The 24,149-nt window shown below is 39.4% G+C and carries 18 protein-coding genes and 1 riboswitch; of the genes, 17 read left to right on the plus strand and 1 reads right to left on the minus strand.

What is annotated here, in order from left to right; all coding sequences use genetic code 11:
* Nucleotides 1–11: 11 nt before the first annotated feature.
* The 11 genes from AC1VNJ_RS03975 (at nucleotide 12) to spoVK (ending at nucleotide 14,354) form a co-directional block, all read left to right on the plus strand.
* Nucleotides 12–1,769, plus strand: coding sequence for a 2-oxoacid:acceptor oxidoreductase subunit alpha (locus tag AC1VNJ_RS03975; RefSeq protein WP_482640326.1), 1,758 nt, complete (start codon nucleotides 12–14; stop codon nucleotides 1,767–1,769).
* Nucleotides 1,756–2,622 (plus strand): 2-oxoacid:ferredoxin oxidoreductase subunit beta, encoded by an 867-nt coding sequence (locus tag AC1VNJ_RS03980; RefSeq protein ID WP_013058799.1) that lies wholly within the window; start codon nucleotides 1,756–1,758, stop codon nucleotides 2,620–2,622. The genes AC1VNJ_RS03975 and AC1VNJ_RS03980 overlap by 14 nt, the downstream gene beginning before the upstream one ends.
* A 254-nt stretch (nucleotides 2,623–2,876) precedes the next feature.
* A complete protein-coding gene (gene miaB / locus AC1VNJ_RS03985) occupies nucleotides 2,877–4,406 on the plus strand; it encodes a tRNA (N6-isopentenyl adenosine(37)-C2)-methylthiotransferase MiaB (protein WP_025601388.1) in 1,530 nt (509 codons plus the stop codon).
* A gap of 1 nt (nucleotide 4,407) precedes the next feature.
* A complete protein-coding gene (locus tag AC1VNJ_RS03990) occupies nucleotides 4,408–4,839 on the plus strand; it encodes a YlbF/YmcA family competence regulator (RefSeq protein ID WP_013058797.1) in 432 nt (143 codons plus the stop codon).
* 225 nt (nucleotides 4,840–5,064) lie between these two features.
* The gene (locus AC1VNJ_RS03995; protein ID WP_013058796.1) at nucleotides 5,065–5,610 is read left to right on the plus strand and encodes an outer spore coat protein CotE; all 546 of its coding nucleotides are present in this window, start codon (nucleotides 5,065–5,067) and stop codon (nucleotides 5,608–5,610) included.
* Nucleotides 5,611–5,787: 177 nt separating this feature from the next.
* The gene (gene bcaP / locus AC1VNJ_RS04000) at nucleotides 5,788–7,185 is read left to right on the plus strand and encodes a branched-chain amino acid transporter BcaP (protein ID WP_033579805.1); all 1,398 of its coding nucleotides are present in this window, start codon (nucleotides 5,788–5,790) and stop codon (nucleotides 7,183–7,185) included.
* Between the two features lie 163 nt (nucleotides 7,186–7,348).
* Nucleotides 7,349–10,006: a DNA mismatch repair protein MutS gene (gene mutS / locus AC1VNJ_RS04005; protein ID WP_028411377.1), complete on the plus strand. Its 2,658-nt coding sequence runs from the start codon at nucleotides 7,349–7,351 to the stop codon at nucleotides 10,004–10,006.
* Between the two features lie 18 nt (nucleotides 10,007–10,024).
* Nucleotides 10,025–11,902 (plus strand): DNA mismatch repair endonuclease MutL, encoded by a 1,878-nt coding sequence (gene mutL / locus AC1VNJ_RS04010; protein ID WP_482640327.1) that lies wholly within the window; start codon nucleotides 10,025–10,027, stop codon nucleotides 11,900–11,902.
* A gap of 100 nt (nucleotides 11,903–12,002) precedes the next feature.
* Nucleotides 12,003–12,953 carry a tRNA (adenosine(37)-N6)-dimethylallyltransferase MiaA gene (miaA, locus tag AC1VNJ_RS04015; protein ID WP_034265185.1) on the plus strand — a complete coding sequence of 317 codons (951 nt, stop codon included), beginning with the start codon at nucleotides 12,003–12,005 and terminating at the stop codon, nucleotides 12,951–12,953.
* Between the two features lie 32 nt (nucleotides 12,954–12,985).
* On the plus strand, nucleotides 12,986–13,210 hold the full coding sequence (hfq, locus tag AC1VNJ_RS04020) for an RNA chaperone Hfq (protein WP_013058791.1): 225 nt from the start codon (nucleotides 12,986–12,988) through the stop codon (nucleotides 13,208–13,210).
* Nucleotides 13,211–13,415: 205 nt separating this feature from the next.
* A complete protein-coding gene (gene spoVK / locus AC1VNJ_RS04025) occupies nucleotides 13,416–14,354 on the plus strand; it encodes a stage V sporulation protein K (RefSeq protein ID WP_223546698.1) in 939 nt (312 codons plus the stop codon).
* 31 nt (nucleotides 14,355–14,385) lie between these two features.
* Here the strand turns inward: spoVK and AC1VNJ_RS04030 are convergent, their stop codons facing one another.
* Complete coding sequence (locus AC1VNJ_RS04030) at nucleotides 14,386–14,997, minus strand: trimeric intracellular cation channel family protein (RefSeq protein WP_013058789.1); 612 nt, start codon at nucleotides 14,995–14,997, stop codon at nucleotides 14,386–14,388.
* 277 nt (nucleotides 14,998–15,274) lie between these two features.
* On the opposite strand from AC1VNJ_RS04030, the gene hflX reads away from it, so the two are divergent.
* The 6 genes from hflX (at nucleotide 15,275) to AC1VNJ_RS04060 (ending at nucleotide 24,110) form a co-directional block, all read left to right on the plus strand.
* Nucleotides 15,275–16,537 carry a GTPase HflX gene (gene hflX, locus AC1VNJ_RS04035; protein ID WP_482640328.1) on the plus strand — a complete coding sequence of 421 codons (1,263 nt, stop codon included), beginning with the start codon at nucleotides 15,275–15,277 and terminating at the stop codon, nucleotides 16,535–16,537.
* 14 nt (nucleotides 16,538–16,551) lie between these two features.
* Nucleotides 16,552–17,814 (plus strand): methionine gamma-lyase family protein, encoded by a 1,263-nt coding sequence (locus AC1VNJ_RS04040; RefSeq protein WP_033579808.1) that lies wholly within the window; start codon nucleotides 16,552–16,554, stop codon nucleotides 17,812–17,814.
* A gap of 182 nt (nucleotides 17,815–17,996) precedes the next feature.
* Nucleotides 17,997–18,404: a MerR family transcriptional regulator gene (locus AC1VNJ_RS04045; RefSeq protein WP_014458504.1), complete on the plus strand. Its 408-nt coding sequence runs from the start codon at nucleotides 17,997–17,999 to the stop codon at nucleotides 18,402–18,404.
* Between the two features lie 83 nt (nucleotides 18,405–18,487).
* Nucleotides 18,488–19,822: a type I glutamate--ammonia ligase gene (glnA, locus tag AC1VNJ_RS04050; RefSeq protein WP_013084732.1), complete on the plus strand. Its 1,335-nt coding sequence runs from the start codon at nucleotides 18,488–18,490 to the stop codon at nucleotides 19,820–19,822.
* A 923-nt stretch (nucleotides 19,823–20,745) separates the two neighbouring features.
* The gene (locus AC1VNJ_RS04055; protein WP_014458506.1) at nucleotides 20,746–21,786 is read left to right on the plus strand and encodes an N-acetylmuramoyl-L-alanine amidase; all 1,041 of its coding nucleotides are present in this window, start codon (nucleotides 20,746–20,748) and stop codon (nucleotides 21,784–21,786) included.
* 191 nt (nucleotides 21,787–21,977) lie between these two features.
* Nucleotides 21,978–22,121, plus strand: a riboswitch (cyclic di-AMP (ydaO/yuaA leader).
* 162 nt (nucleotides 22,122–22,283) lie between these two features.
* The gene (locus AC1VNJ_RS04060; protein WP_028411372.1) at nucleotides 22,284–24,110 is read left to right on the plus strand and encodes an APC family permease; all 1,827 of its coding nucleotides are present in this window, start codon (nucleotides 22,284–22,286) and stop codon (nucleotides 24,108–24,110) included.
* Nucleotides 24,111–24,149: the final 39 nt, after the last annotated feature.

Consider the following 24,149-nt stretch of genomic DNA (forward strand, 5'->3'; position numbering starts at 1 on the left):
GGCGTTGATTTATGGTACAGCAACTTTCATGGAAAGTTGGCGGACAGCAGGGTGAGGGAATCGAAAGTACGGGAGAAATCTTTTCAACCGCTTTAAATCGATTAGGTTATTACTTATACGGCTATCGTCATTTTTCTTCTCGTATCAAAGGTGGACATACAAATAATAAGATCCGAGTGAGTACAGCTCAGGTTCGATCTGTGTCAGATGATTTGGATATTTTAGTTGCGTTTGATCAGGAAACAATCGATGTAAACGTCCATGAGCTGCGCGTAGGAGGCGTTGTAATTGCAGATGCGAAATTCAACCCAAGTCTGCCCGAAACATGTACAACTGCTACGCTATACGCTGTTCCGTTTACAGAAATTGCAACGGAACTAGGAACGTCGCTAATGAAGAACATGGTTGCTGTAGGCGCTTCAAGTGCTGTGCTTCATATTGACACAGAAGTATTTGAAGAAGTAGTGCTTGAAATCTTCGGTAAAAAGGGCCAAAAAGTTGTACAAAAAAACATGGAAGCTATTAAAAAAGGTGCAGATTACACTCGTGAACAGCTAGGCGAACAATTAGAAACAATGAAACTAGATCCAGCGGATGGTAAAAAACGTATGTTTATGATTGGAAACGATGCGATTGCACTAGGTGCTTTAGCCGGTGGGGCTCGTTTTATGCCAGCATATCCAATTACCCCTGCTTCAGAAATCATGGAATACTTAATTAAAAAGCTTCCTCAATTCGGTGGAACTGTTATTCAAACAGAAGATGAAATCGCAGCATGTACGATGGCTATCGGAGCTAACTATGCAGGCGTACGTGCGCTGACAGCATCAGCTGGACCTGGTCTATCATTAATGATGGAGTCGATTGGATTAGCGGGCATCACTGAGCAGCCTGTTGTGATTATTGATACGCAGCGCGGCGGTCCAAGTACAGGGCTTCCAACTAAGCAAGAACAGTCTGACTTAATGGCTATGATTTACGGTACGCACGGTGAAATTCCGAAGATCGTCATGGCGCCAAGTACGGTTGAAGAAGCATTCTACGATACGATTGAAGCGTTTAACTTAGCAGAAGAATATCAGTGTCCAGTTATTATGCTAACGGATTTACAGCTTTCACTTGGGAAACAGTCGGTAGAACCGCTTGACTATAACCGCGTTGAAATCCGCCGCGGCAAGCTTCAGCAAGGAGAGCTAGAAGAGTTGGAAGAAAAACAATATTACAAGCGCTACCGCGTAACAGAAGACGGCGTATCACCACGCGTCATTCCAGGAATGAAGCATGGCATTCATCACGTAACGGGAGTAGAACATGATGAGACAGGAAAGCCATCTGAATCTCCGGTGAACCGCGATGATCAAATGAATAAGCGTCTTCGTAAAACAAAAGGAATTCGTTTTAATACGCCAATTCATGTTCACTCTCATGAAAAAGAGTCTGATATTTTATTTGTTGGATTTAATTCGACGCGCGGAGTTATTGAAGAGGCAATGGAACGTTTGGAACAGGACGGTATAAAAGTAAATCACGCTCACATTCGTTTAATTCATCCTTTCCCAGCTGACGAACTGCTTCCTTACGTGCAAGGAGCTAAAAAAGTAGTTGTCGTTGAAAACAATGCTACTGGACAGCTTGCTAATATTTTAAAAATGAATATCGCAAGTCATGATAAAATTCAAAGCGTATTGAAGTACGATGGAAATCCATTTCTTCCGCAAGAAGTATACGCAAAAAGTAAGGAGATGTTTGTGTTAAATGGCAACGTTTAAAGATTTTCGTAACAGTGTAAAACCTAACTGGTGTCCGGGGTGTGGAGATTTCTCCGTACAAGCAGCCATTCAACGCGCATCTGCTAACGTAGGTTTAGAACCTCATGAGCTTGCTGTTATTTCAGGTATTGGATGTTCTGGACGTATCTCTGGTTATATTAATTCATATGGTTTTCACGGTATTCACGGACGTGCGCTTCCAATCGCTCAAGGTGTAAAAATGGCTAATCGTGATTTAACCGTTATCGCATCTGGCGGTGATGGAGATGGGTTTGCTATCGGTATGGGACACACGGTACATGCGATTCGCCGAAACATCGATGTAACGTATATCGTAATGGATAACCAAATCTATGGTTTAACAAAAGGACAAACATCTCCTCGCAGTGAAGTAGGATTCAAGACAAAAAGTACGCCTGAAGGATCAATTGAGTCGTCTTTATCTGTCATGGAGCTGGCGTTAACTTCCGGGGCAACGTTTGTAGCGCAAAGCTTTTCAACGAATTTAAAAGAGTTAACAAGCTTAATTGAACAAGGCATTCAGCATAAAGGTTTTTCTTTAATTAACGTATTTAGCCCGTGCGTAACGTATAACAAAGTGAACACGTATGATTGGTTTAAAGAAAACCTAACTAGTCTTAGCACAATTGAAGGTTATGATGCAAACAATCGTATGCAAGCTATGCAGACGTTAATGGAGCATAATGGCTTAGTAACAGGGCTTATTTATCAAAATGCGCATCAGCCGTCGTATCAGCAGCTTGTTCACGGCTATAGTGAAGAGCCGCTGTCAAAAGCAGACTTAGGTATGACTGAGGAAAAATTTGATGAGCTAGTGGCTGAATTTATGTAAAAGAGGCTGCAATAAAAGCAGTTTAGTAGAGGGGAAATCCGAACGGTAAATTGAGATTCTTAATGGAGAATCCAGCTCGTTCGGATTTTTTCATAGTGATAGGTATAGAAAATAGGTATATGATTGTGTTCGCTACTTGAAAGTTATATACTATGTTAATGTGATGAGTTTTATGCATAAGCATAAGGCTGTCACATTTTTTTGCGATTTACAGGTGCAACGTGACAATTGTCATGGCGAAAGGAGATTTTTTTATGAACGAAAAACAACGTTTAGAAAGCAACCAAGTTAATCCAGCGGACAAAAAATCCGAAAAGGATTACAGCAAATATTTTCAAACAGTATACATGCCACCTTCTTTAAAAGATGCGAAAAAACGAGGAAAAGAAGAAGTTTCCTATCACAACGATTTTGCAATCGATGAACAGTTTCATGGAATGGGACAGGGACGTAAGTTTTATATCCGTACGTACGGCTGTCAAATGAATGAGCACGATACAGAAGTAATGGCTGGTATTTTTCTAGGGCTTGGCTACGAGCCGACTGACTCTGTTGAAGATGCTCATGTTATTTTATTGAATACGTGTGCGATCCGTGAAAATGCGGAAAATAAAGTGTTTGGTGAATTAGGACACTTGAAGGCCTTAAAGCGCGAGCGTCCTGAGCTATTAATCGGCGTCTGCGGATGTATGTCTCAAGAAGAGTCAGTTGTAAATAAAATTTTACAAAAACATCAGCACGTGGATATGATTTTTGGTACACATAACATTCACCGTTTGCCTCACATTTTGAACGAAGCATACTTAGCAAAAGAAATGGTGATTGAAGTATGGTCTAAAGAAGGGGACGTTATTGAAAACCTTCCAAGAGCACGTAAAGGCAGCGTCAAAGCATGGGTTAACATCATGTACGGCTGTGACAAGTTCTGTACGTACTGTATCGTTCCGTATACGCGAGGAAAAGAACGAAGCCGCCGTCCAGAAGATATTATCCAAGAAGTACGTCATTTAGCTGCTCAAGGCTACAAAGAAATTACGCTTCTAGGCCAAAACGTTAATGCATACGGAAAAGATTTTGAAGACATGACGTACGGCTTAGGCGACTTAATGGACGAAATCCGTAAAATTGACGTTGCTCGTATCCGTTTTACAACAAGTCACCCTCGTGACTTTGATGACCGTTTAATTGAAGTTCTTGCTAAAGGTGGAAATCTTGTCGATCACATTCACTTGCCTGTTCAATCAGGAAGCAGTGATATCTTAAAAATTATGGCACGAAAATATTCTCGTGAACATTATTTAGAGCTTGTTCGTAAAATTAAAGAAGCCATTCCAACGGCATCATTAACAACTGATATTATTGTTGGTTTCCCAAATGAAACGGATGAGCAGTTTGAAGAAACAATGTCGCTATATCGTGAGGTTGAATTTGATAGTGCTTATACGTTTATTTATTCACCTCGTGAAGGTACGCCGGCTGCTAAGATGCAAGACAACGTACCAATGGAAGTGAAAAAAGAGCGTCTTCAGCGTTTAAATGCTCTTGTAAATGAAATTTCTGCAAAGAAATTGAAGGAATATGAAGGTAAAGTTGTCGAAGTATTAGTAGAAGGTGAAAGTAAAAATAATCCGGAAGTATTAGCAGGCTACACGGAAAAAAGTAAGCTTGTAAACTTCAAAGCACCTAAGTCAGTGATTGGGCAACTTGTAAAAGTAAAAGTTACAAAAGCCAAAACATGGACATTAAACGGGGAAATGGTAGAAGAAACAGCAGAGGTGAAGTAATATGGCGCAGTATAACAAGAGTGACGTAATTAAACGTGCTCAAGAGCTGGCAAAAATGATTGCTGAAACGGAAGAAGTAGATTTCTTCAAGCGTGCCGAAGCTCAGCTTAACGAAAATCAAAAAGTGCGTGAAACCATTGCAAGCATTAAAAGTTTGCAAAAACAAGCTGTTAATTTCCAACATTATGGTAAGACAGAAGCGTTAAAACAAGTGGAGGCAAAAATCGATCGTTTACAGGAAGAGCTGGATGAACTGCCGATTATTCAGCAGTTTCAAGAGTCTCAAATAAACGTGAATGATTTGCTTCAACTTGTCGCTAACACTATTTCAAACACAGTAACAGATGAAATTATTGTGTCAACAGATGGTGATTTACTGCGCGGTGAAACAGGTTCACAGGTGCGAAACAGCCCTGGATCTAGCTGCTCATAAAGAAAAAATGCCTTAGCAAATTGCTGAGGCATTTTTTTGTGCATCACGTTGCACGAAAATTGGGCAGATTTTCTCTCTAATAATTGTCACGTTTTTCTATATCCTTGCATACAATGGAACATAGGTTTTTTATGCCTTAAACCTAGTTTCTTAAAAATAATGTGCAAACAAGTGAATGAGCCTGCATAGGATGAAATGAAGATAGTTTGAGGAGGGTATGCTCACATGTCACAACACTATAGAGAAATTATTACAAAAGCAGTCGTAGGTAAAGGTCGCAAGTTTACACAATCGTCTCATACGCTTGCACCGAAAAATCGACCAACAAGCATCTTAGGATGCTGGGTGATTAACCATGAGTACAAAGCAAAGAAAAGCGGCAGCAATGTAGAAGTTGACGGCAGATATGATATTAACATCTGGTATTCGTACAATAATAATACAAAAACCGAAGTTTGGACGGAAACCGTATCATACAAAGATAATATTAAGCTGCGCTATAAAGATGAAGATTCGATTGGAGACGATTACGAAGTAATTGTTCGCGTGCTGCAGCAGCCAAATTGTCTAGAGTGCACAATTTCACCAAATGGCAATAAAACGATTGTTCAAGTAGAGAGAGAATTGTTGGCAGAAGTGATTGGCGAAACCAAGGTTTGTGTTGCAGTAAATCCGAAAGGCTGCGATGATGAAGACGAGTTTGATTTAGACGTAGATGACGATGAATTTGAAGATTTAGATCCTGATTTTATATTAGGAGACGATGAGTAACTAGGAAGAAGTTCTTCCTAGTTTTTTTATTTTTACTATTTTCAGAAAATTATTATAAAAATAAAAAAATATATTGCTTTTTGTCGAATGCGCAGTGTATAGTAAATCTAAAGAAAATAATGCATTAATTTTCAGAAAATTTAGTTATATCAGATAAGTATTTTTTGGGGGTTTACTATGAGCTTATTTCGTAAAAAATCAATTCAAACGTTAATTAGTGAAACCAACTCTAAAGGTGTTAAATTAAAAAAGGATTTAGGCGCTTTCGATTTAACGATGTTAGGAATCGGAGCCATTATCGGAACCGGAATTTTTGTATTAACGGGCGTAGCCGCCGCTGAACATGCCGGTCCAGCTTTAGTTATATCTTTCATTATGTCAGGACTTGCGTGTGTGTTTGCAGCTCTTTGTTATGCGGAGTTTGCCTCAACAGTTCCCGTTTCAGGAAGTGCATATACTTACAGTTATGCAACATTTGGTGAATTAATCGCTTGGATTTTAGGGTGGGATCTTATCTTGGAATACGGTCTTGCTTCTTCTGCTGTAGCGAGCGGATGGTCGGGGTATTTCCAAGGATTGTTAGCAGGGTTTGGCATACATTTTCCGAAAGCTTTAACAAGTGCATACAATCCTGCAAACGGCACGTACATTGATATTCCAGCAATTATGATTGTTTTCTTAATTACCTTGCTTTTAACACAAGGAGTAAAAAAATCTTCACGTTTTAATGCTATCATGGTTATTATTAAACTGGCTGTTGTACTTCTGTTTATCGGGGTAGGAGTTAGCTATGTTAAGCCAGAAAACTGGACGCCGTTTATGCCGTTTGGTTTCTCGGGAGTAGCGACAGGAGCAGCAACTGTATTCTTCGCCTACATTGGATTTGATGCTGTAGCAACAGCGGCCGAGGAAGTACGTAAGCCTCAGCGAGATATGCCAATTGGAATCATCGCATCTCTTGCGATTTGTACAGTCCTTTATATCGTCGTATCGCTTATCTTAACAGGAATCGTCCCTTATACTGAATTAAATGTTAAAAACCCTGTAGCATTTGCTTTAAGCTACATTAATCAAGACTGGGTAGCAGGATTTATTTCATTAGGTGCAATTGTTGGTATTACAACGGTATTACTCGTTATGATGTATGGACAAACTCGTTTATTTTATGCGATCAGTCGAGATGGTCTATTGCCGAAGCCTTTTTCAAAAATCAGTGAGAAAAAACAAACGCCAGTAGTAAATACGTGGATTACATGTTTACTAGTATCTATCTTCTCTGGTTTAGTACCATTAGGAAGATTAGCAGAGTTAACAAATATCGGTACTCTTTTTGCTTTCATGACTGTATCAATTGGAATTTTATATTTACGTAAATCAAAACAAACTTCAGAATCGACTGGTTTCCGCGTACCGTTCGTGCCGGTGGTTCCAATTTTAGCTTTTGTGTTCTGTTTATACTTAGCACTTCAGCTTCCAAAGTTAACATGGATTAGTTTCGTAATTTGGCTTGTACTAGGGCTAGTGGTTTACTTCTTATACGGACGTAAGCATAGTCATTTGAACAGCAGTAAATAATGAAAAGCTTCGGACAAGCTTCTTCCTTCGTCCGAAGCTTTTTTATTTGTTTGATGAAAAGAAATTGAAGATTGTTCTATTTGAATAAATTAAGTTTAAGAAAGACTTATGTTATAATACGTGTAGCAAAAACGCACAACTAGATGTGGTATGGAGGAATAGTATGGCAGCGTATACGCCAATGATACAGCAATATTTGAGAATTAAGGCAGAGTATCAAGATGCCTTTTTATTTTTTAGATTAGGTGATTTTTATGAAATGTTCTTTGAAGATGCTACGACAGCTTCTCAAGAACTTGAAATAACATTAACAAGTCGAGACGGAGGAGGACAAGAGCGAATTCCGATGTGCGGGGTTCCGTATCACTCTGCTCCTACGTATATCGAGCGTTTAATTGAAAAGGGATTTAAAGTAGCTATTTGTGAGCAGGTAGAAGACCCTAAGCATGCAAAAGGTGTTGTAAAGCGAGAAGTGGTGCAGGTGATTTCACCCGGAACACTGATGAACGAACGCGGACTGCATGAAAAGGAAAATAACTATATTTGTTCTGTTACTGCGTTCGAGGATCAAACGTTTGGTCTTGCTCTTTCTGATTTGTCTACAGGAGAAAACAGCGTAACGCTTGTTAGTTCGTTTCACGATATCGTCTCAGAAATTTATGCAAAAGAAGCAAAAGAAGTCGTTGTAAGCTCTGAGTTTCCTGCTGACTTATTACAAACACTAAAAGAGCGCATGACGATTACCATTTCTTATGAAAATAGTACAGATCAAGTAGAAGGACTAGATTATTTAGTAGAGTCGCTTCAGCAGCAAAAGCTTATTACAACGTTTGCGCGTATTCTTCAGTATTTAACTCGCACGCAGAAGCGTTCGCTTGAGCACTTACAGCCCGTGCAGTTTTATCAAATCAATGAATATATGAAAATTGATTTGTTCTCTAAGCGAAACCTAGAGTTAACCGAAACGATTCGTTCAAAAGGAAAGAAAGGCTCGCTTCTATGGCTATTAGACCAGACCGTTACGGCAATGGGCGGCCGTTTATTAAAAAATTGGATTGACCGTCCGCTTTTAAAACAAGCGGATATTGATAATCGTTTGAATATGGTAGATGTCTTAATGAAACAGTTTTTTGAACGAGAAGAACTGCGTGAGTTGCTAAAAGACGTATATGATTTAGAACGCTTAGCTGGTCGAGTAGCTTTTGGGAATGTAAATGCTCGTGATTTAATTCAATTAAAAAAATCATTGCAAAATGTGCCTCATATTCAAGAGGTTGTGAATCGTTTGAATCATCCTTATGCCACAAAGCTTGTTGAAGACATTGATCCTTGTGAGCGATTAGCTAATCTTCTTGAAAGAGGATTAAAAGAGCACCCTCCGTTGTCAATTAAAGAAGGAGACATTATTAATGACGGCTATCATGAACAGCTTGATCAATATCGAGATGCAAGCCGAAACGGAAAAACGTGGATTGCGTCACTTGAACAGCAAGAGCGTGAGAAAACAGGGATTCGCTCACTGAAAATTGGTTATAATCGTGTGTTCGGCTATTATATAGAAGTAACGCGGGCAAATCTGCATCTTTTGCCTGAAGGAATGTATGAACGAAAACAGACGTTAACAAATGCAGAACGTTTTATTACGCCTGAGCTGAAAGAAAAAGAAGCGCTAATTTTAGAAGCGGAAGAGAAAATTGTAGAGCTGGAATATGAATTGTTTTTACAAATTCGTGAAGAAGTAAAAGCATATATTCCAAGGCTGCAAGAACTTGCTAAAAAAGTAAGTGAGCTCGACGTACTGCAGTGCTTTGCAAAAATCAGTGAAGAACGTCATTACACGAAGCCTATTTTTTCAAGTGAAGACATTTCGATTCAAAATGGACGCCATCCAGTAGTAGAAAAAGTAATGAATTCGCAGGAATATGTGCCAAACGACTGTCAAATGACAGATGATAGTTCAATTTTACTGATTACAGGACCAAATATGTCTGGTAAAAGTACGTACATGCGTCAGGTCGCTTTAACGGCGATATTAGCTCAAATTGGCTGTTTTGTGCCAGCTGACGAAGCGGTTCTGCCGATTTTTGATCAAGTGTTTACACGTATCGGAGCGGCTGATGACTTAATTTCAGGCCAAAGTACGTTTATGGTCGAGATGCTAGAAACGAAGAATGCAGTGACAAATGCCACTCAGTCGAGTCTGATCCTGTTAGATGAAATTGGACGGGGCACGTCTACGTATGACGGAATGGCTCTTGCTCAAGCAATTATTGAATACGTTCATGAACATATTGGCTGTAAGACACTATTTTCTACTCATTATCATGAATTAACCGTACTCGATGAGTCGCTTCCTGCGCTTAAAAATGTTCATGTAAGCGCGGTTGAAAAAAATGGGAAAGTCGTCTTTTTACACAAAATCAAAGATGGTGCCGCAGATAAAAGCTATGGTATTCACGTAGCGGAACTAGCAGAACTTCCAGATCCGCTTCTGGAGAGAGCTCGCGTCATCTTACACGATTTAGAACAATTTTCTGAGCGTGAACCTGTACGTCAGGCTCCAAAAAGAGAAGAGATAACACAACAAGTTCCACAAGAAGGTGCTTCTTTGGTTCAAGAAGAACGTGCAGATCGTAAAAAAGCAGATGAAGCCAATCAGCTTTCGTTCTTTGAAATAGAAGAGAAAAAAGAAAAGCCTGCGCTTTCAAAACGTGAAAAAGCAATTATCGATCGTTTAAAAGAGCTCGATATTTTAGAAATGACGCCTTTAGACGCAATGAATGCGATGTATGAACTGCAAAAATCATTAAAAAAGAAATAGATTGAGAGGAGTGAGTCTGTGGGTAAAATTGTGCAGCTTTCAGACGAACTTTCAAATAAAATTGCTGCCGGAGAGGTTGTTGAACGACCTGCTTCGGTGGTGAAAGAACTAGTCGAAAATGCTATTGATGCAAACAGTACAGTTATTGAAATTGAACTAGAAGAAGCTGGGCTTTCAAAAATTCGTATATTGGATAATGGAGACGGCATTGCTTCTGAAGACTGCTTGACCGCTTTTAAAAGACATGCGACAAGTAAAATCAAAACAGAACAAGATTTATTTCGAATTCGAACGTTAGGATTTCGCGGTGAAGCTTTGCCAAGTATTGCTTCGGTTTCAATGCTTGAACTCAAAACGAGTACGGGAGAAGAAGCCGGCACTCACCTTAAACTTAGAGGCGGAGAAATCGTTCATCACGAATTAACGTCAAGCCGAAAAGGTACCGAACTTGTTATTGAAAACCTATTTTTTAACACACCTGCACGTTTAAAATATATGAAGACGGTAAACACGGAGCTTGGTAACGTAACGGATGTCGTCAATCGCCTTGCGATGTCTCATCCTGAAGTTTCAATTCGGCTGATGCATCAAGGAAGACAGCTTCTGTATACGAACGGAAGCGGAGATGTGCGCCAAGTGCTTGCAGCTATTTATGGAATGGCAGTGGCAAAAAAAATGATTCCGATTAACGTTCAGTCTCTTGATTATGAAGTGAATGGTTACGTTGCTCTTCCTGAAATTACACGAGCTTCTCGCAACTATATGTCCACCATTATTAACGGTCGTTTTGTTAAAAACTACGGGTTGTTAAAAGCGGTACAGCAGGGCTATCATACCCTTTTACCTATCGGCCGTTTTCCAATCGTGTTTTTAACCATTACAATGGACCCTTTGTTAGTGGACGTGAATGTTCATCCAGCGAAACTAGAAGTGCGTTTAAGTAAAGAAGCGGAGCTGTTTGAGCTTATTGAACAAGGAGTAAAAGCTGCTTTTAAAAAGCAGCAGTTAATTCCGGATGCTGTAGTACCAACCAAGTCAAAATCAGCTGTGCAGCCAACTGAGCAGCAGACCTTTACATTTGATCATCAGTCTAAACCGTCTGGCTATCAGCCGTCTGATACGGTTCGCGAGCCTAGCTTTAAGGAGACTCCCGCTCGTGTAGACGAGATCATGCCGCCTGCTAAAACAGAGGTCATACGTCAAGATGAAGAACTTGAACCAACGTTTCGAGAAATAGAACACTATGAAGAATTGGTGGAAGAAAACGCACCTATTCCAGAACCAAACCGTTCAGCCAAAGAGCAGCCAGAACCGCGTGTTCCTGCGATGTACCCAATTGGCCAAATGCACGGAACGTATATTTTGGCACAAAATGAAAAAGGGTTATTTATTATTGATCAGCACGCGGCGCAGGAGAGAATCAAGTACGAATATTTTAAGCGAAAGCTTGGAGAAGTAGATTCAGAAGTTCAAGAACTGCTTATGCCGCTTACGCTAGAGTTCTCGGGAAATGAAGCCTTGATTTTAGAAGAATACAAAGACATGCTTGCTGAAGTAGGAGTCTTTTTAGAACCGTTTGGACAAAACTCCTATATCGTTCGTTCACATCCGCAGTGGTTTCCAAAAGGAGAGGAACAGGAAACCATTGAAGAGATGATTCAGCAAATCTTTACGATGAAACGAGTCAATATCGAAAAGTTACGAGAAGAAGCGGCTATTATGATGAGCTGTAAAGGATCGATTAAAGCGAATCATCATTTGCGAAACGATGAGATTTTTGCTTTACTTGAAACGTTAAGAAAAACAACGGATCCATTTACGTGTCCGCACGGACGACCAATTATTATTCATCATTCGACGTATGAAATGGAAAAAATGTTTAAGCGAGTGATGTAAGCAATGCGGCTAGCTGCAGCTAGCCGTTTTGTTGAATAAATCATGACCATTTGGATAAAATGGAATGATGTGAATGCCTATAGATGAAAGTAGTGTTGTTATGACGGGAGAGAAACCAAAACTTATTGTCATTATTGGACCAACTGCGGTTGGTAAAACAAAATTAAGCATTGAACTTGCCAAACAGTTAGACGGTGAAATTATTTCAGGTGATTCGATGCAAATTTATAAAGGGATGGATATCGGAACAGCAAAGGTGTCAGAAGAAGAGATGCAGGGTGTTCCCCATTACCTGATCGATATTAAGGAGCCGGATGAATCGTTTTCTGTGGCAGAATTTCAAGAGATTGTAAGAAAACAAATCGATGATATTCGTGCTAGAGGAAAAATGCCGATGATTGTTGGAGGGACGGGTCTTTATATTCAATCCGTTATTTATGATTATCAGTTCACAGAGACGCCTAGTGATGAAAAAGTTCGTGAACGAATGGAAGTATTTATTAAAGCTCATGGCATTGATCCCCTGTATGAGAAGCTCAAAGAAATTGACCCAGACAGTGCGGCTGCTATTCATAAAAATAACCATCGCCGTGTAATTCGAGCCCTTGAAGTTTATGAAGTAACCGGCAAAAAATTCAGTGACTATACAAAAGAACAGTCGCAAGAGTTATTATACGATGTAACCATTATTGGACTTACAATGGATCGAGACGTATTATATGAGAGAATTAATCACCGAGTCGATATGATGATGCAGGCTGGACTGCTTGAGGAAGTCAAATCATTGTACGAAAGTGGTCTGCATGATGTACAATCAATTCAAGCTATCGGCTACAAAGAGCTTTATGCTTATTTCGAGGGACGCTGTACGCTCGAAGAAGCCGTTGAACAGTTGAAACAAAATTCACGCAGATATGCAAAGCGTCAGTTAACATGGTTTCGAAATAAAATGCCTGTAAAATGGATAGAGATGGAAGTTGACAAATTTCCCGAAAAGTTTGCTGAAATTTTTACATATATTGCAGGAAAGCTGAAGAAAGAAGCGAATTAAGTAAACAGATAGAGAAACGAGGAGGCCGAATAATGAAACAATCAGTTAATATTCAAGATCAATTTTTAAATCAATTACGTAAAGAAAATATCTATGTGACGGTATTTCTTTTAAATGGTTTTCAATTAAGAGGACTAATTAAAGGATTTGATAATTTTACTGTGCTAATTGAATCTGAAGGAAAACAGCAGCTGATTTATAAACATGCGATTTCGACATTTGTACCAAATAAAAATATTACAGTAGAACTTGAATAGAGATTAAAGAGAAGCATCCGCATATTCGGATGCTTTTTTTATGTAAATAAAGGCTTAGAAAAGTTTCTTAACATTGTTTTTACTCATTGAACATAAACCTTATAATAGACGATTATTTCTTCGGTAATAAGAGATCATTGTCTTCGTATCGTTCATCGCATGCAGCTATGCGATACAGAGAAGTGGGATGAAACGAGAGGTGAACATGGTGGAACAGCCGATAACTCTTAAAAATAATGGGCAAATTAATATCATTTTAAATAATGAAACAAAAAAGGAAAAATCGTATACGACATCAATTCCGCGTCCTGCCAAAAAAGCTGTGATAAATCATGAGCCGCTTCGGGAAATTGAACGAGAAATGAGCGGACTGGTTGGAATGGAAGAATTGAAAAAAATGATAAAAGAAATATATGCGTGGCTATATATTAACAAAAAAAGAGAGGAACAGGGCTTAAAAGCGGGAAAGCAGGCGCTGCATATGATGTTTAAAGGAAATCCAGGAACAGGGAAAACGACGGTAGCCCGCCTGCTGGGTAAATTATTTTTGAATATGAACATCTTGTCTAAAGGACATTTAATTGAAGCAGAGCGTGCAGATTTAGTTGGAGAATACATTGGTCATACCGCTCAGAAAACGAGAGATCTTGTAAAAAAAGCGCTTGGAGGTATTTTATTTATCGATGAGGCTTATTCTCTTGCAAGAGGGGGAGAAAAAGATTTTGGAAAAGAAGCGATTGATACATTGGTCAAACATATGGAAGATTCAAATGATAAGTTTGTATTGATTTTAGCTGGTTATCCAAGAGAAATGGAAAATTTCTTAAGTCTTAATCCAGGACTGCGCTCTAGGTTTCCGTTTATTTTTGATTTTCCGGATTATGATGTTAATGAACTGATGGACATTGCGGGTCACATGATGAATGACAGGCAGTATCAGTTTAGTACAGAGGCCTATAAAAAGCTAAAAGATCATTTTATGGACGTGAAGTACAATCAGACGCCTAGGGATTTTAGTAACGGTCGATATGTGCGAAACATTATTGAACGTTCCATACGTACTCAATCCATGAGGCTTTTAGAAGAAGAAAGCTTTGAACGCAACGAGCTTTTAACTTTAACGTCAAGCGATATTCAGCTGTGAAAAAAAGCCTTTCGTCATGAAAGGCTTTTTTCTACATATTTGGTTGTCGAATCGTTTTAATCGGCAGGCGCCATTTGTAAATGTATGAACACATCCGAAGGCCTACAAGCAAGATAAATAACGTATAAAGTTCTACAGGCGTGTTTGTAATATGGAGCCCTACGCTAAATCCTGCGATAATCGCCCATACGGCATAAATTTCATCTTTAAGAACAGTAGGCTTTCGGCGTGCTAATAAATCTCGGATAATCCCCCCGCCGCTTCCTGTTAAGACCGCAGCTACAATAACCGCGCTAAGCGGATGGTTCATATGAGTGGCATAAAGCGCTCCTTGAATCGCGAATGCTGCAAGGCCAATGGCGTCCGAAAAATTTCCCCATCGCTTCCAATGTTTTAAGATATTGTTTGGAAATAAAAAAGTGGCAGTGATAGATAATAAAGCAATTTGAAAAAAGAGTCCTTGTTCCCAAAGGGCAGACACCGGTACACCGATAAGCAGGTTTCGAATGGCTCCTCCGCCAAAAGCCGTTACGATTCCGAGTATGTAAACGCCTAAAATATCATATTCCTCTTCCATGGCAATGAAAGCTCCGCTGATTGCAAAAGCAATCGTTCCAATAATGCTAAGTACGTCCCAAGTCATGATGCTATCCCCTTTATTCTGTTTTCACCAAGTAGCGACTATTATTTTAAAATCAGGCAGCCTGATTCAAATTTCGATAAGTAAACCAATTCAAATTGTATACAGAATTTCGTGATATTTCAATGTTTTTTTAATCATCGTTTTATAGATTTTAAAAAGGGTGTTAAACTAGTAAAAGACAATGTATTCTGTCTCTTTTGCAAAGATGGAGAAATGGACATTTTTTTGATATGATATGAATGATTTGTCAATTTAATAGTAAGGGAAGGAAAAATCTTTGACAGCAGAAATGAATACTGAACTTGAACGCGTAATTTTAGTCGGATGTCAGCTTCATGACGATGACGAACGTTTTGAATATTCAATGGATGAGCTAGCATCTTTAACTGAGACTGCAAAAGGCGAAGTGCTGGTAAGGTTAACGCAAAAGCGCGATCGCATTCATCCAGCTACTTATATTGGAAAAGGGAAAGTAGAAGAACTTGTGGCTCTTGAAGAAGAGTTAGAGCCTGATTTAATTGTATTTAATGATGAATTGTCACCGAGTCAAATCCGCAATTTGTCAGCAGGTTTATCTGCGCGTGTTATTGACCGCACGCAGCTGATTTTGGATATCTTCGCACAGCGTGCTCAAACGCGAGAAGGAAAAATGCAGGTGGAACTTGCTCAATTAAATTATCTGCTGCCTAGGTTAGTAGGACAAGGTACCGCTTTGTCGCGTCTTGGAGGCGGAATTGGAACAAGAGGTCCTGGTGAAACGAAACTTGAAAGTGACCGCAGACATATTCGCCGTAAAATTGATGAAATTAAGCGTCAGTTAAAGACAGTGGTAAGTCACCGCGAACGTTATCGAGAAAGACGTAAGCGTAATCATGTCTATCAAATTGCAATTGTGGGCTATACGAACGCTGGTAAATCGACGATCTTTAACCGCTTAACCGAAGCTGGTATTTTTGAAGAAAATCAGCTGTTTGCAACTCTTGATCCAACGACAAGACAGTATACGCTTCCGTCAGGATTAACGGCGCTGTTAACGGATACGGTTGGATTTATTCAAGATCTTCCAACAACGTTAGTAGCCGCCTTCCGTTCAACACTTGAAGAAGTAACCGAAGCTGACCTTGTTCTGCACGTGGTAGATTCATCTAATCCAGATTACAACAACCACGAAAAAACAGTGCATCGCTTACTAGAAGAGCTGAACGTAACGGACATTCCGATGCTAACAGTTTACAATAAAGAAGATATGCAGCATGAACTATTTGTCCCATCCGCTTCAACATCGTTATCAATGAGCGCTTTTAAAGCTACGGATTTAGTGAAGCTTGGGAAAAGAATTCAAGAAGAAATGAAAAAAGAAATGGCGTTTTTTCATGTGCTGCTGCCGGCTTATGAAGGAAAAATGCTCGCTGAACTAAAAACGGTCTCTATTCTTGAGTCGTTAAAGTTCAATGAAGAAACTGAGAAGTATCAGTGCAAAGGGTATATTGCAAAAGAGCATCCCCTTTACAAAAAGCTACAAACGCTTGAAGAAAGTTGAGGAACAAAGAAATGATGTTTGATCAGTTAAAAAACGGGGCACGCATTCGGGAACTTGCTGCAAAAGTAGAAAAGCAGATTAAGCCCGTACATGAGAAAATTGACGAGCGTATTGAAGCAAATCAATTTCGAGTGCTGCAAAGCTTTCAGCAAAACCGAGTGAGTGATTCACATTTTAATCCGACAACGGGGTATGGCTACGACGATCTAGGCCGCGATACGTTGGAGAAAGTATATGCGGACGTTTTTGGAACAGAAGCATGTCTAGTGCGTCCGCAAATTATTTCAGGCACGCATGCAATCGGCATTTCGCTGTTTGGTGTACTGCGTCCTGGAGATGAACTATTATATATAACTGGAAAGCCTTATGACACGCTTGAAGAAATCGTTGGCATACGAGGAAGCGGTGTAGGTTCTTTAAAAGAATATAACATTAGCTATAAATCAGTAGATTTAACTGAGGAAGGTCAAGTGGATTTTGAAGAAGTGAAAGCGTCTATTCATGAGCATACAAAGATGATAGGCATTCAGCGTTCAAAAGGGTACGGCATTCGTCCTTCTTTTACAGTCGCTCAAATAAAAGAAATGATTTCGTTTGTAAAGAGCATTAAGCCTGACGTTGTTGTATTTGTTGACAACTGCTACGGTGAATTTGTAGAAACAATCGAGCCAACGCATGTAGGAGCGGATTTGATGGCGGGGTCGCTTATTAAGAACCCTGGTGGAGGTCTCGCTAAAATCGGTGGCTATATTGCAGGACGAAAAGACCTAGTGGAAGCTTGTTCATACCGAATGACAACTCCTGGAATCGGTGCAGAAGCTGGAGCGACGCTGTATAGCTTGCAAGAAATGTATCAAGGGTTCTTCTTGGCGCCGCACGTAGTAGGTCAAGCCTTAAAAGGAGCGGTTTTCTCATCCGCTATGTTTGAAGAGCTTGGTATGCAAAGTGAACCGAAGTGGGACAGTGAACGAACAGATTTAATTCAATCTGTTCAGTTTGATGACCGCGATAAAATGGTGGCTTTTTGTCAGGCAATTCAATTCGCTTCGCCAATTAATTCACACGTAACGGCGTATCCTGCTTATATGCCAGGGTATGAAGATGATGTGATTATGGCAGCAGGAACGTTTATACAAGGAGCGAGCCTCGAGCTTACGGCAGATGGTCCTATCAGGCCGCCTTATGTCGCTTACGTGCAGGGCGGATTAACGTATGCTCATGTAAAAGTAGCAATATGCATGGCGGTAGATCAATTACTGACAAAAGAACTTTTATAAGATAGAAAGATTATTTCTCCCCGTTAACAAGTAAAAAAATAAGCTATAAAAATAAACGAAGTGCTATTTATTTGTATAGAAAAAATGTTCAGAAAAATTTATGTTAGAATTACTAACATTCGGTTGACAGGTGAACTAACATAGCATACAATGTAAATAGTTAATCCAAAGGAGGAACTGAAATGAGTGACAACATTCGAAGAAATACGCCACTTTTCCCGATTGGAATTGTGATGCAGTTAACTGAGTTGTCTGCTCGCCAAATTCGCTACTATGAAGAACATGAATTAGTTGCACCGGTAAGAACAGAGGGAAATCGACGACTATTCTCATTTAACGATGTTGATAAGCTGCTTGAAATCCGCGATCTAATCGAACAAGGTGTAAACTTAGCAGGTGTAAAACAGCTGTTTCATCTTCAAAAGGAGCAAAAAGGGCATAAGCAAGAAGAAAAAGTTGTGGCAGAAACAGCAAAGCCAGAATTAACGGACGATGAGTTGCGAAAAATGCTTCGTGCAGAACTTATGCAAGCAGGCCGTTTTAATCGAGCAACTTTAAATCAAGGAGATATGTCCAGGTTCTTTCATTAATAAAGTTATCAATATTTATGCCGTTCGTATATGAGGGGTATAGATTATAAATATTATATAGAGATTTAGGGGAGGATCACACGATGGCAAAGTACACAAAAGAAGATATTTTCCGCAAAGTTCAAGAAGAGAATGTAAAATATATTCGTCTTCAGTTCACTGACATTTTAGGAACAATTAAAAACGTTGAAATTCCAGTAAGTCAATTAGAAAAAGCGTTAGACAACAAAATGATGTTTGACGGTTCTTCTATTGAAGGGTTTGTACGTATTGAAGAATCAGATATGTACCTATTCCCGGATATTGATACATTTGTTATTTTCCCTTGGACATCTGAAAAAGGTAAAGTAGCACGTTTTATTTGTGACATCTACAATGCAGATAGAACTCCGTTTGATGGCGATCCACGTAATAACTTAAAACGTGTGTTAAAAGAGATGGAAGAGTTAGGATTTACTGATTTTAACCTTGGACCTGAGCCAGAGTTCTTCTTATTCAAATTAGACGAAAAAGGCGAACCTACATTAGAATTAAATGATAAAGGTGGCTACTTCGACTTAGCGCCAACTGACCTTGGTGAAAACTGCCGTCGTGACATCGTATTAGAGCTTGAAGAAATGGGCTTTGAAATTGAAGCATCTCATCATGAGGTAGCTCCTGGACAACACGAGATCGACTTCAAATATGCTGCTGCATTAAAAGCTTGTGATGATATCCAAACGTTCAAACTTGTTGTAAAAACAATTGCACGTAAACATGGCTTACATGCTACATTTATGCCAAAACCATTATTTGGTGTGAACGGTTCAGGTATGCACTGTAACGTTTCGTTATTCAAAGATGGCCAAAACGCATTTTATGATGAGAACGGTAATCTAGAGCTAAGTGATACTGCTCGTCAATTTATCGCAGGTATCATCAAGCACGCACACAGCTTTACAGCAGTAACAAATCCTACTGTAAACTCTTATAAGCGTCTAGTACCTGGATATGAGGCTCCTTGTTATGTTGCATGGTCTGCTCGCAACCGTAGCCCATTAATCCGTATCCCAGCTTCTCGCGGCGTAGGAACTCGTGTTGAAGTACGTAGCGTAGACCCAGCTGCTAACCCATATTTAGCAATGGCTGTTCTATTAAAAGCTGGTTTAGATGGAATCAAGAACAATCTTGAAGCTCCAAAACCTATTGATCGTAATATCTATGTAATGACAAAAGAAGAGCGTGTTGAAGAAGGTATCGTAGATTTACCTGCAACATTAGCTCAAGCTTTAGATAGCTTCCAATCAAACGAAGTGATGGTTTCTGCATTAGGTGAACACTTAGCAGAGCACTTCGTTGAAGCGAAAGAAATCGAGTGGGATATGTTCCGTACACAAGTTCATCCTTGGGAACGTGACCAATACATGAGCCAATATTAATTTTTAAAAGTCGGAGAGATCGTTTGTACGTTCTCTCCGACTTTTTTGTTTTTCACAATGAATAAATAACATTCTACATACGTAAATTGAATAATATAGCTTGTTTATAAAAAAGCTGCCTGTCGTATAATTTACAGGGAGCTTTTTTATTGTTTTGTTACATACAAGAAAGAATTTGTTTACATGAATCAAAAAGGATGAGCTTTTTGTCTCATTGAATCTATAAGTAAAAGTAGTGTATAACAGATAGTGAGATTGTTTATGTGTTCACTCTGCACTGTATTTCAGTATAACTTCAGAGAGTTTTCAGCCAATCATAGTATCGTTAGAAAATACTGTTGGAGAGGAATGTAATAAAAATGAAAGAAGGAAATTTCTTTAAAGGTTTAGTGATAGGGATATTGATAAGCATTCCAATTTGGATTATTCTCATTGTTGTAGGCGTTCTGCTTTTTAAATAGGTCCTAACGTTATAAATAATAGACCCTCCTGGTCTATTTAATCAACCAGAATAGAATCTGGACCAAAAGTATGTTAGGAGGAGGGAACCGCACGATGAATTGTGCGGATTTTTTTATTGGTAGGATGAACGTAGATTTCATCTATTTAGTTGCTTCTAGAAGTTGATTGGAGGGCAGGCGAAGACTCCTGCGGGAAAAGCGGAATAGGTGAGACTCCGCAGTAACGCACGCGACGAGGAGGTTCACCAGCCCCCCCCGCGGAAAGCGAAGCCTTGCACGGAATTCAACAGCGATGTAACAAGCCATCCATACTAGCGCATTTATCCCATTTGTTCGTTTTGAGTTTGAAGTGATTTCGTTATGTCTCAATCTCCTTTTTTAGTAATTTTTCACTAAGTAGGCTAGTATACGTAGCACTTTTTTCCCTCATGCATATGTTAACAATAAGGAGGGACAAGTAATATGAAAAAAATTTATCTTGATGCAGGACATGGTGGGGCAGATGCAGGAGCAGTTGGAGCGAATGGACTGTATGAAAAAAACTTAGTGTTAAAAATTCAACAATATTTAATAAGCTATTTAAATAGCACTTACAGTGACTTTACGATTAAAACCACCCGTACCACAGATACTTTTTTATCGTTATCTCAGCGCGCTTCTCAAGCTAATTCATGGGGAGCAGATGCATTTATGTCTATTCACGTAAATGCCGGTGGAGGAACAGGATACGAAGATTATGTTTATAGAAGCGCTAGCAATGCTAGTAAAACGTTTCAATCGATTGTGCACGGGCAAGTACAGCCAACGCTGCTGTCGTATAATCATCCGAATCGTGGACGAAAATCGGCCAATTATGCGGTGCTTCGCTTAACAAATATGCCTGCAGTACTAACTGAAATAGCTTTTATTGATAGGAGCGCCGATGCAGCACTTCTTCAAAATGAAGCTTTTTTAAAAAGCATGGGTGAATCGTATGCAAAAGGAATTGCCGTATATTTAAATTTACCTCGTCGTGCAGTTCCAAATCCATCGCCATCTCCAACACCGACACCAAATCCATCACCTTCTGAACCAGGTGAAAAAACGTATACAATTAAGCAAGGAGATACGCTGTACAGTATTGCACAGAAGTACGGCATAACAGTACAGGAGCTTCAAGAAGCGAATACAGGGCTTTCTGATCCTTTAACACTACAGGTTGGAAAAACAATTGTTATTCCTTCAGGAACTTCACCAACACCTACTCCAACACCACCTTCTGAACAATATCCACTTCCAAATGGAATTTTAAAACAAGGCGATTCTGGAGAAGCAGTGAAACAGCTTCAAAGAGCATTAAACGCGGTTAATTTTAAAGTAGGGTCAGTAGACGGAATATATGGAGTACAAACGAAAGATGCAGTCAGACGTTTTCAGCTTGTGTATCTTCCTTATGATGTAGATGGCATTTATGGTCCTCAAACGAAAAACAAGCTAGCAGCCGTTTTAAAAGCAAAAAGTTAAAGAAAGCAGGTCTTCTGTAAGCAGGCAGAAGGCCTTTCGTTTTCCCCTTAAAAGCGCCTTAAGTACTATTTTATCGTTTACGTAAAATAATGCTTTACAAACCATTTGTACGGGAGTATATTATCTAAGAACAAAGGATAGTTATGAAAGAAACATGTTATCGATCATACTCTTTAACCGAAAATTATATTGACCTGTTATCGCTTAATTCGTCAGAAGTGGGGGACCCAAATTTGTGCATTGTCACTTGGGGTGAATCCTTTTTTTAAAAAGGTAGGGCTACTCTCATAGCCCGAATCCGACAGCTAACCCCATAAGCGTTTTGGAGAGGAGGTTTAAGCTGTGTAAAAACGCTGAGAACCCTTAGTGTTTTTTTTGTGCGCTTTTTTAACATAAAAAGGTATTTTTTAGGGATAATATCACTTATTCATGAACTTGTAACGGAGCTTAGCAACGAACAGTGAATAGTAGCTAAGCAATCATCGGAGGGAAATTACGTGAACTATTCAGTTCTCAAGAGATTATTGATTGGAAAGCCGCTCAAAACAAAAGAGTTAGGCGATCAAAAGCTTAGTAAGCTTAAAGCGCTGGCTATTTTATCATCAGATGCCTTATCTTCAGTGGCTTATGGAACAGAACAGATTTTGATTGTCCTTGCAACAGTGGGCGTGCTTGCCTATTGGTATTCGATTCCAATTGCGATTGGGGTATTGGTGCTGCTGACGGCTTTAATTCTTTCATATCGTCAAATTATTTATGCGTATCCGCAAGGCGGAGGAGCTTATATTGTTTCGAAAACCAATTTAGGAGAAAATCCTGGACTTATCGCTGGGGGATCACTGTTAGTAGATTATATTTTAACAGTTGCCGTGAGTGTTTCAGCAGGAACCGATGCTTTAACTTCGGCTTTTCCAACGCTGCATCACTATAACGTAGTAATTGCGTGTTTGCTGGTGATTTTTATTACGGTTTTAAATTTACGAGGTGTAACAGAATCCGCTTCTGTCTTAGCTTATCCGGTTTATTTATTTGTTATTGCTCTTATTTTGTTAATAGCGGTGGGCTTCTTCAAAATAGTGACAGGTCAAGTTTCACCTGAGCTTCATACATCTCTCGGTACCGTGGTGCCAGGTATTAGTTTGTTTTTATTATTAAAAGCTTTTTCATCAGGCTGTTCGGCATTGACTGGTGTAGAAGCTATTTCAAATGCAGTGCCTAACTTTAAAGATCCAGGTGCAAAAAATGCTGTTCATACATTAATGCTAATGGGCGGTATTTTAGCCGTTTTATTTTCTGGCATCACGTTTTTAGCTTATTGGCTTGGCATTTCTCCAAAAGCAGATGAAACGGTTGTATCACAAATTGCATCGAGTGTATTTGGACGAAATGGATTTTATTATTTTATTCAAGGTACCACAGCTCTGATTTTAGTGCTAGCGGCGAATACAGGTTTTTCAGCTTTCCCTTTGCTTGCCGTAAACTTATCGTCTGATAAATACATGCCAAGAATGTTTCAAATTCGCGGCGATCGACTAGGCTATTCAAATGGAATTGTGACCCTTGGAATTGCTTCTATTGTCTTACTTGTCGCCTTTAAAGGAGCGACGGAACAATTAATTCCTCTTTATGCAGTTGGAGTGTTCATTCCATTTACGCTTTCTCAAACAGGCATGATTGTCAAATGGCTTAGAGAAAAGCCGGCCGGCTGGCAAGGAAAGCTAACCATTAACTTAATTGGTGCCCTCATTACCTTAACGGTGCTAATCATTTTGTTTACAACGAAGTTTTCACAAGTATGGTCCGTGCTCGTTTTCTTACCGGTTATCGTTTATATTTTTCATCGCATTCATACGCATTATGAAGCGGTAGGAGAGCAGCTTCGTATTAAGCAAGGAGAAAAGATTGGAAAGCTTGAAGGAAGTGTGGTCATTGTTCCTGTAGCAGGAATGACAAAGGTAGTGGAAAATTCATTGAACTATGCAAGAACGATTGGTGATACCGTTATTGCGGTGCACGTTGCTTTTGACCGAGAAAGCGAAAAGAGAATGGAAGAGAAGTGGGAAAAGTGGCAGCCTGATATTCGTATTGTTACGTTTCATTCTCAATACCGCAGTCTTGTGCGTCCGCTGTTTCGATTCATCGATATGGCTGAGGAAAAAGCCCGTGAAAATAATATGGCTATTACGGTTGTTATTCCGCAGTTCATCACGAAAAAAAGCTGGCAAAACATCCTTCATAATCAGTCCAGTCTGCTGTTAAAAGCACATTTGCTTTACCGTAAAAACGTAATCGTTACAACGGTACCTTATCGTTTTAAAAAATAATGAAACATGACTAAAAACCTCCAACTTATATGTTGGAGG

Source organism: Priestia sp. 3CA3, from assembly GCF_056836725.1.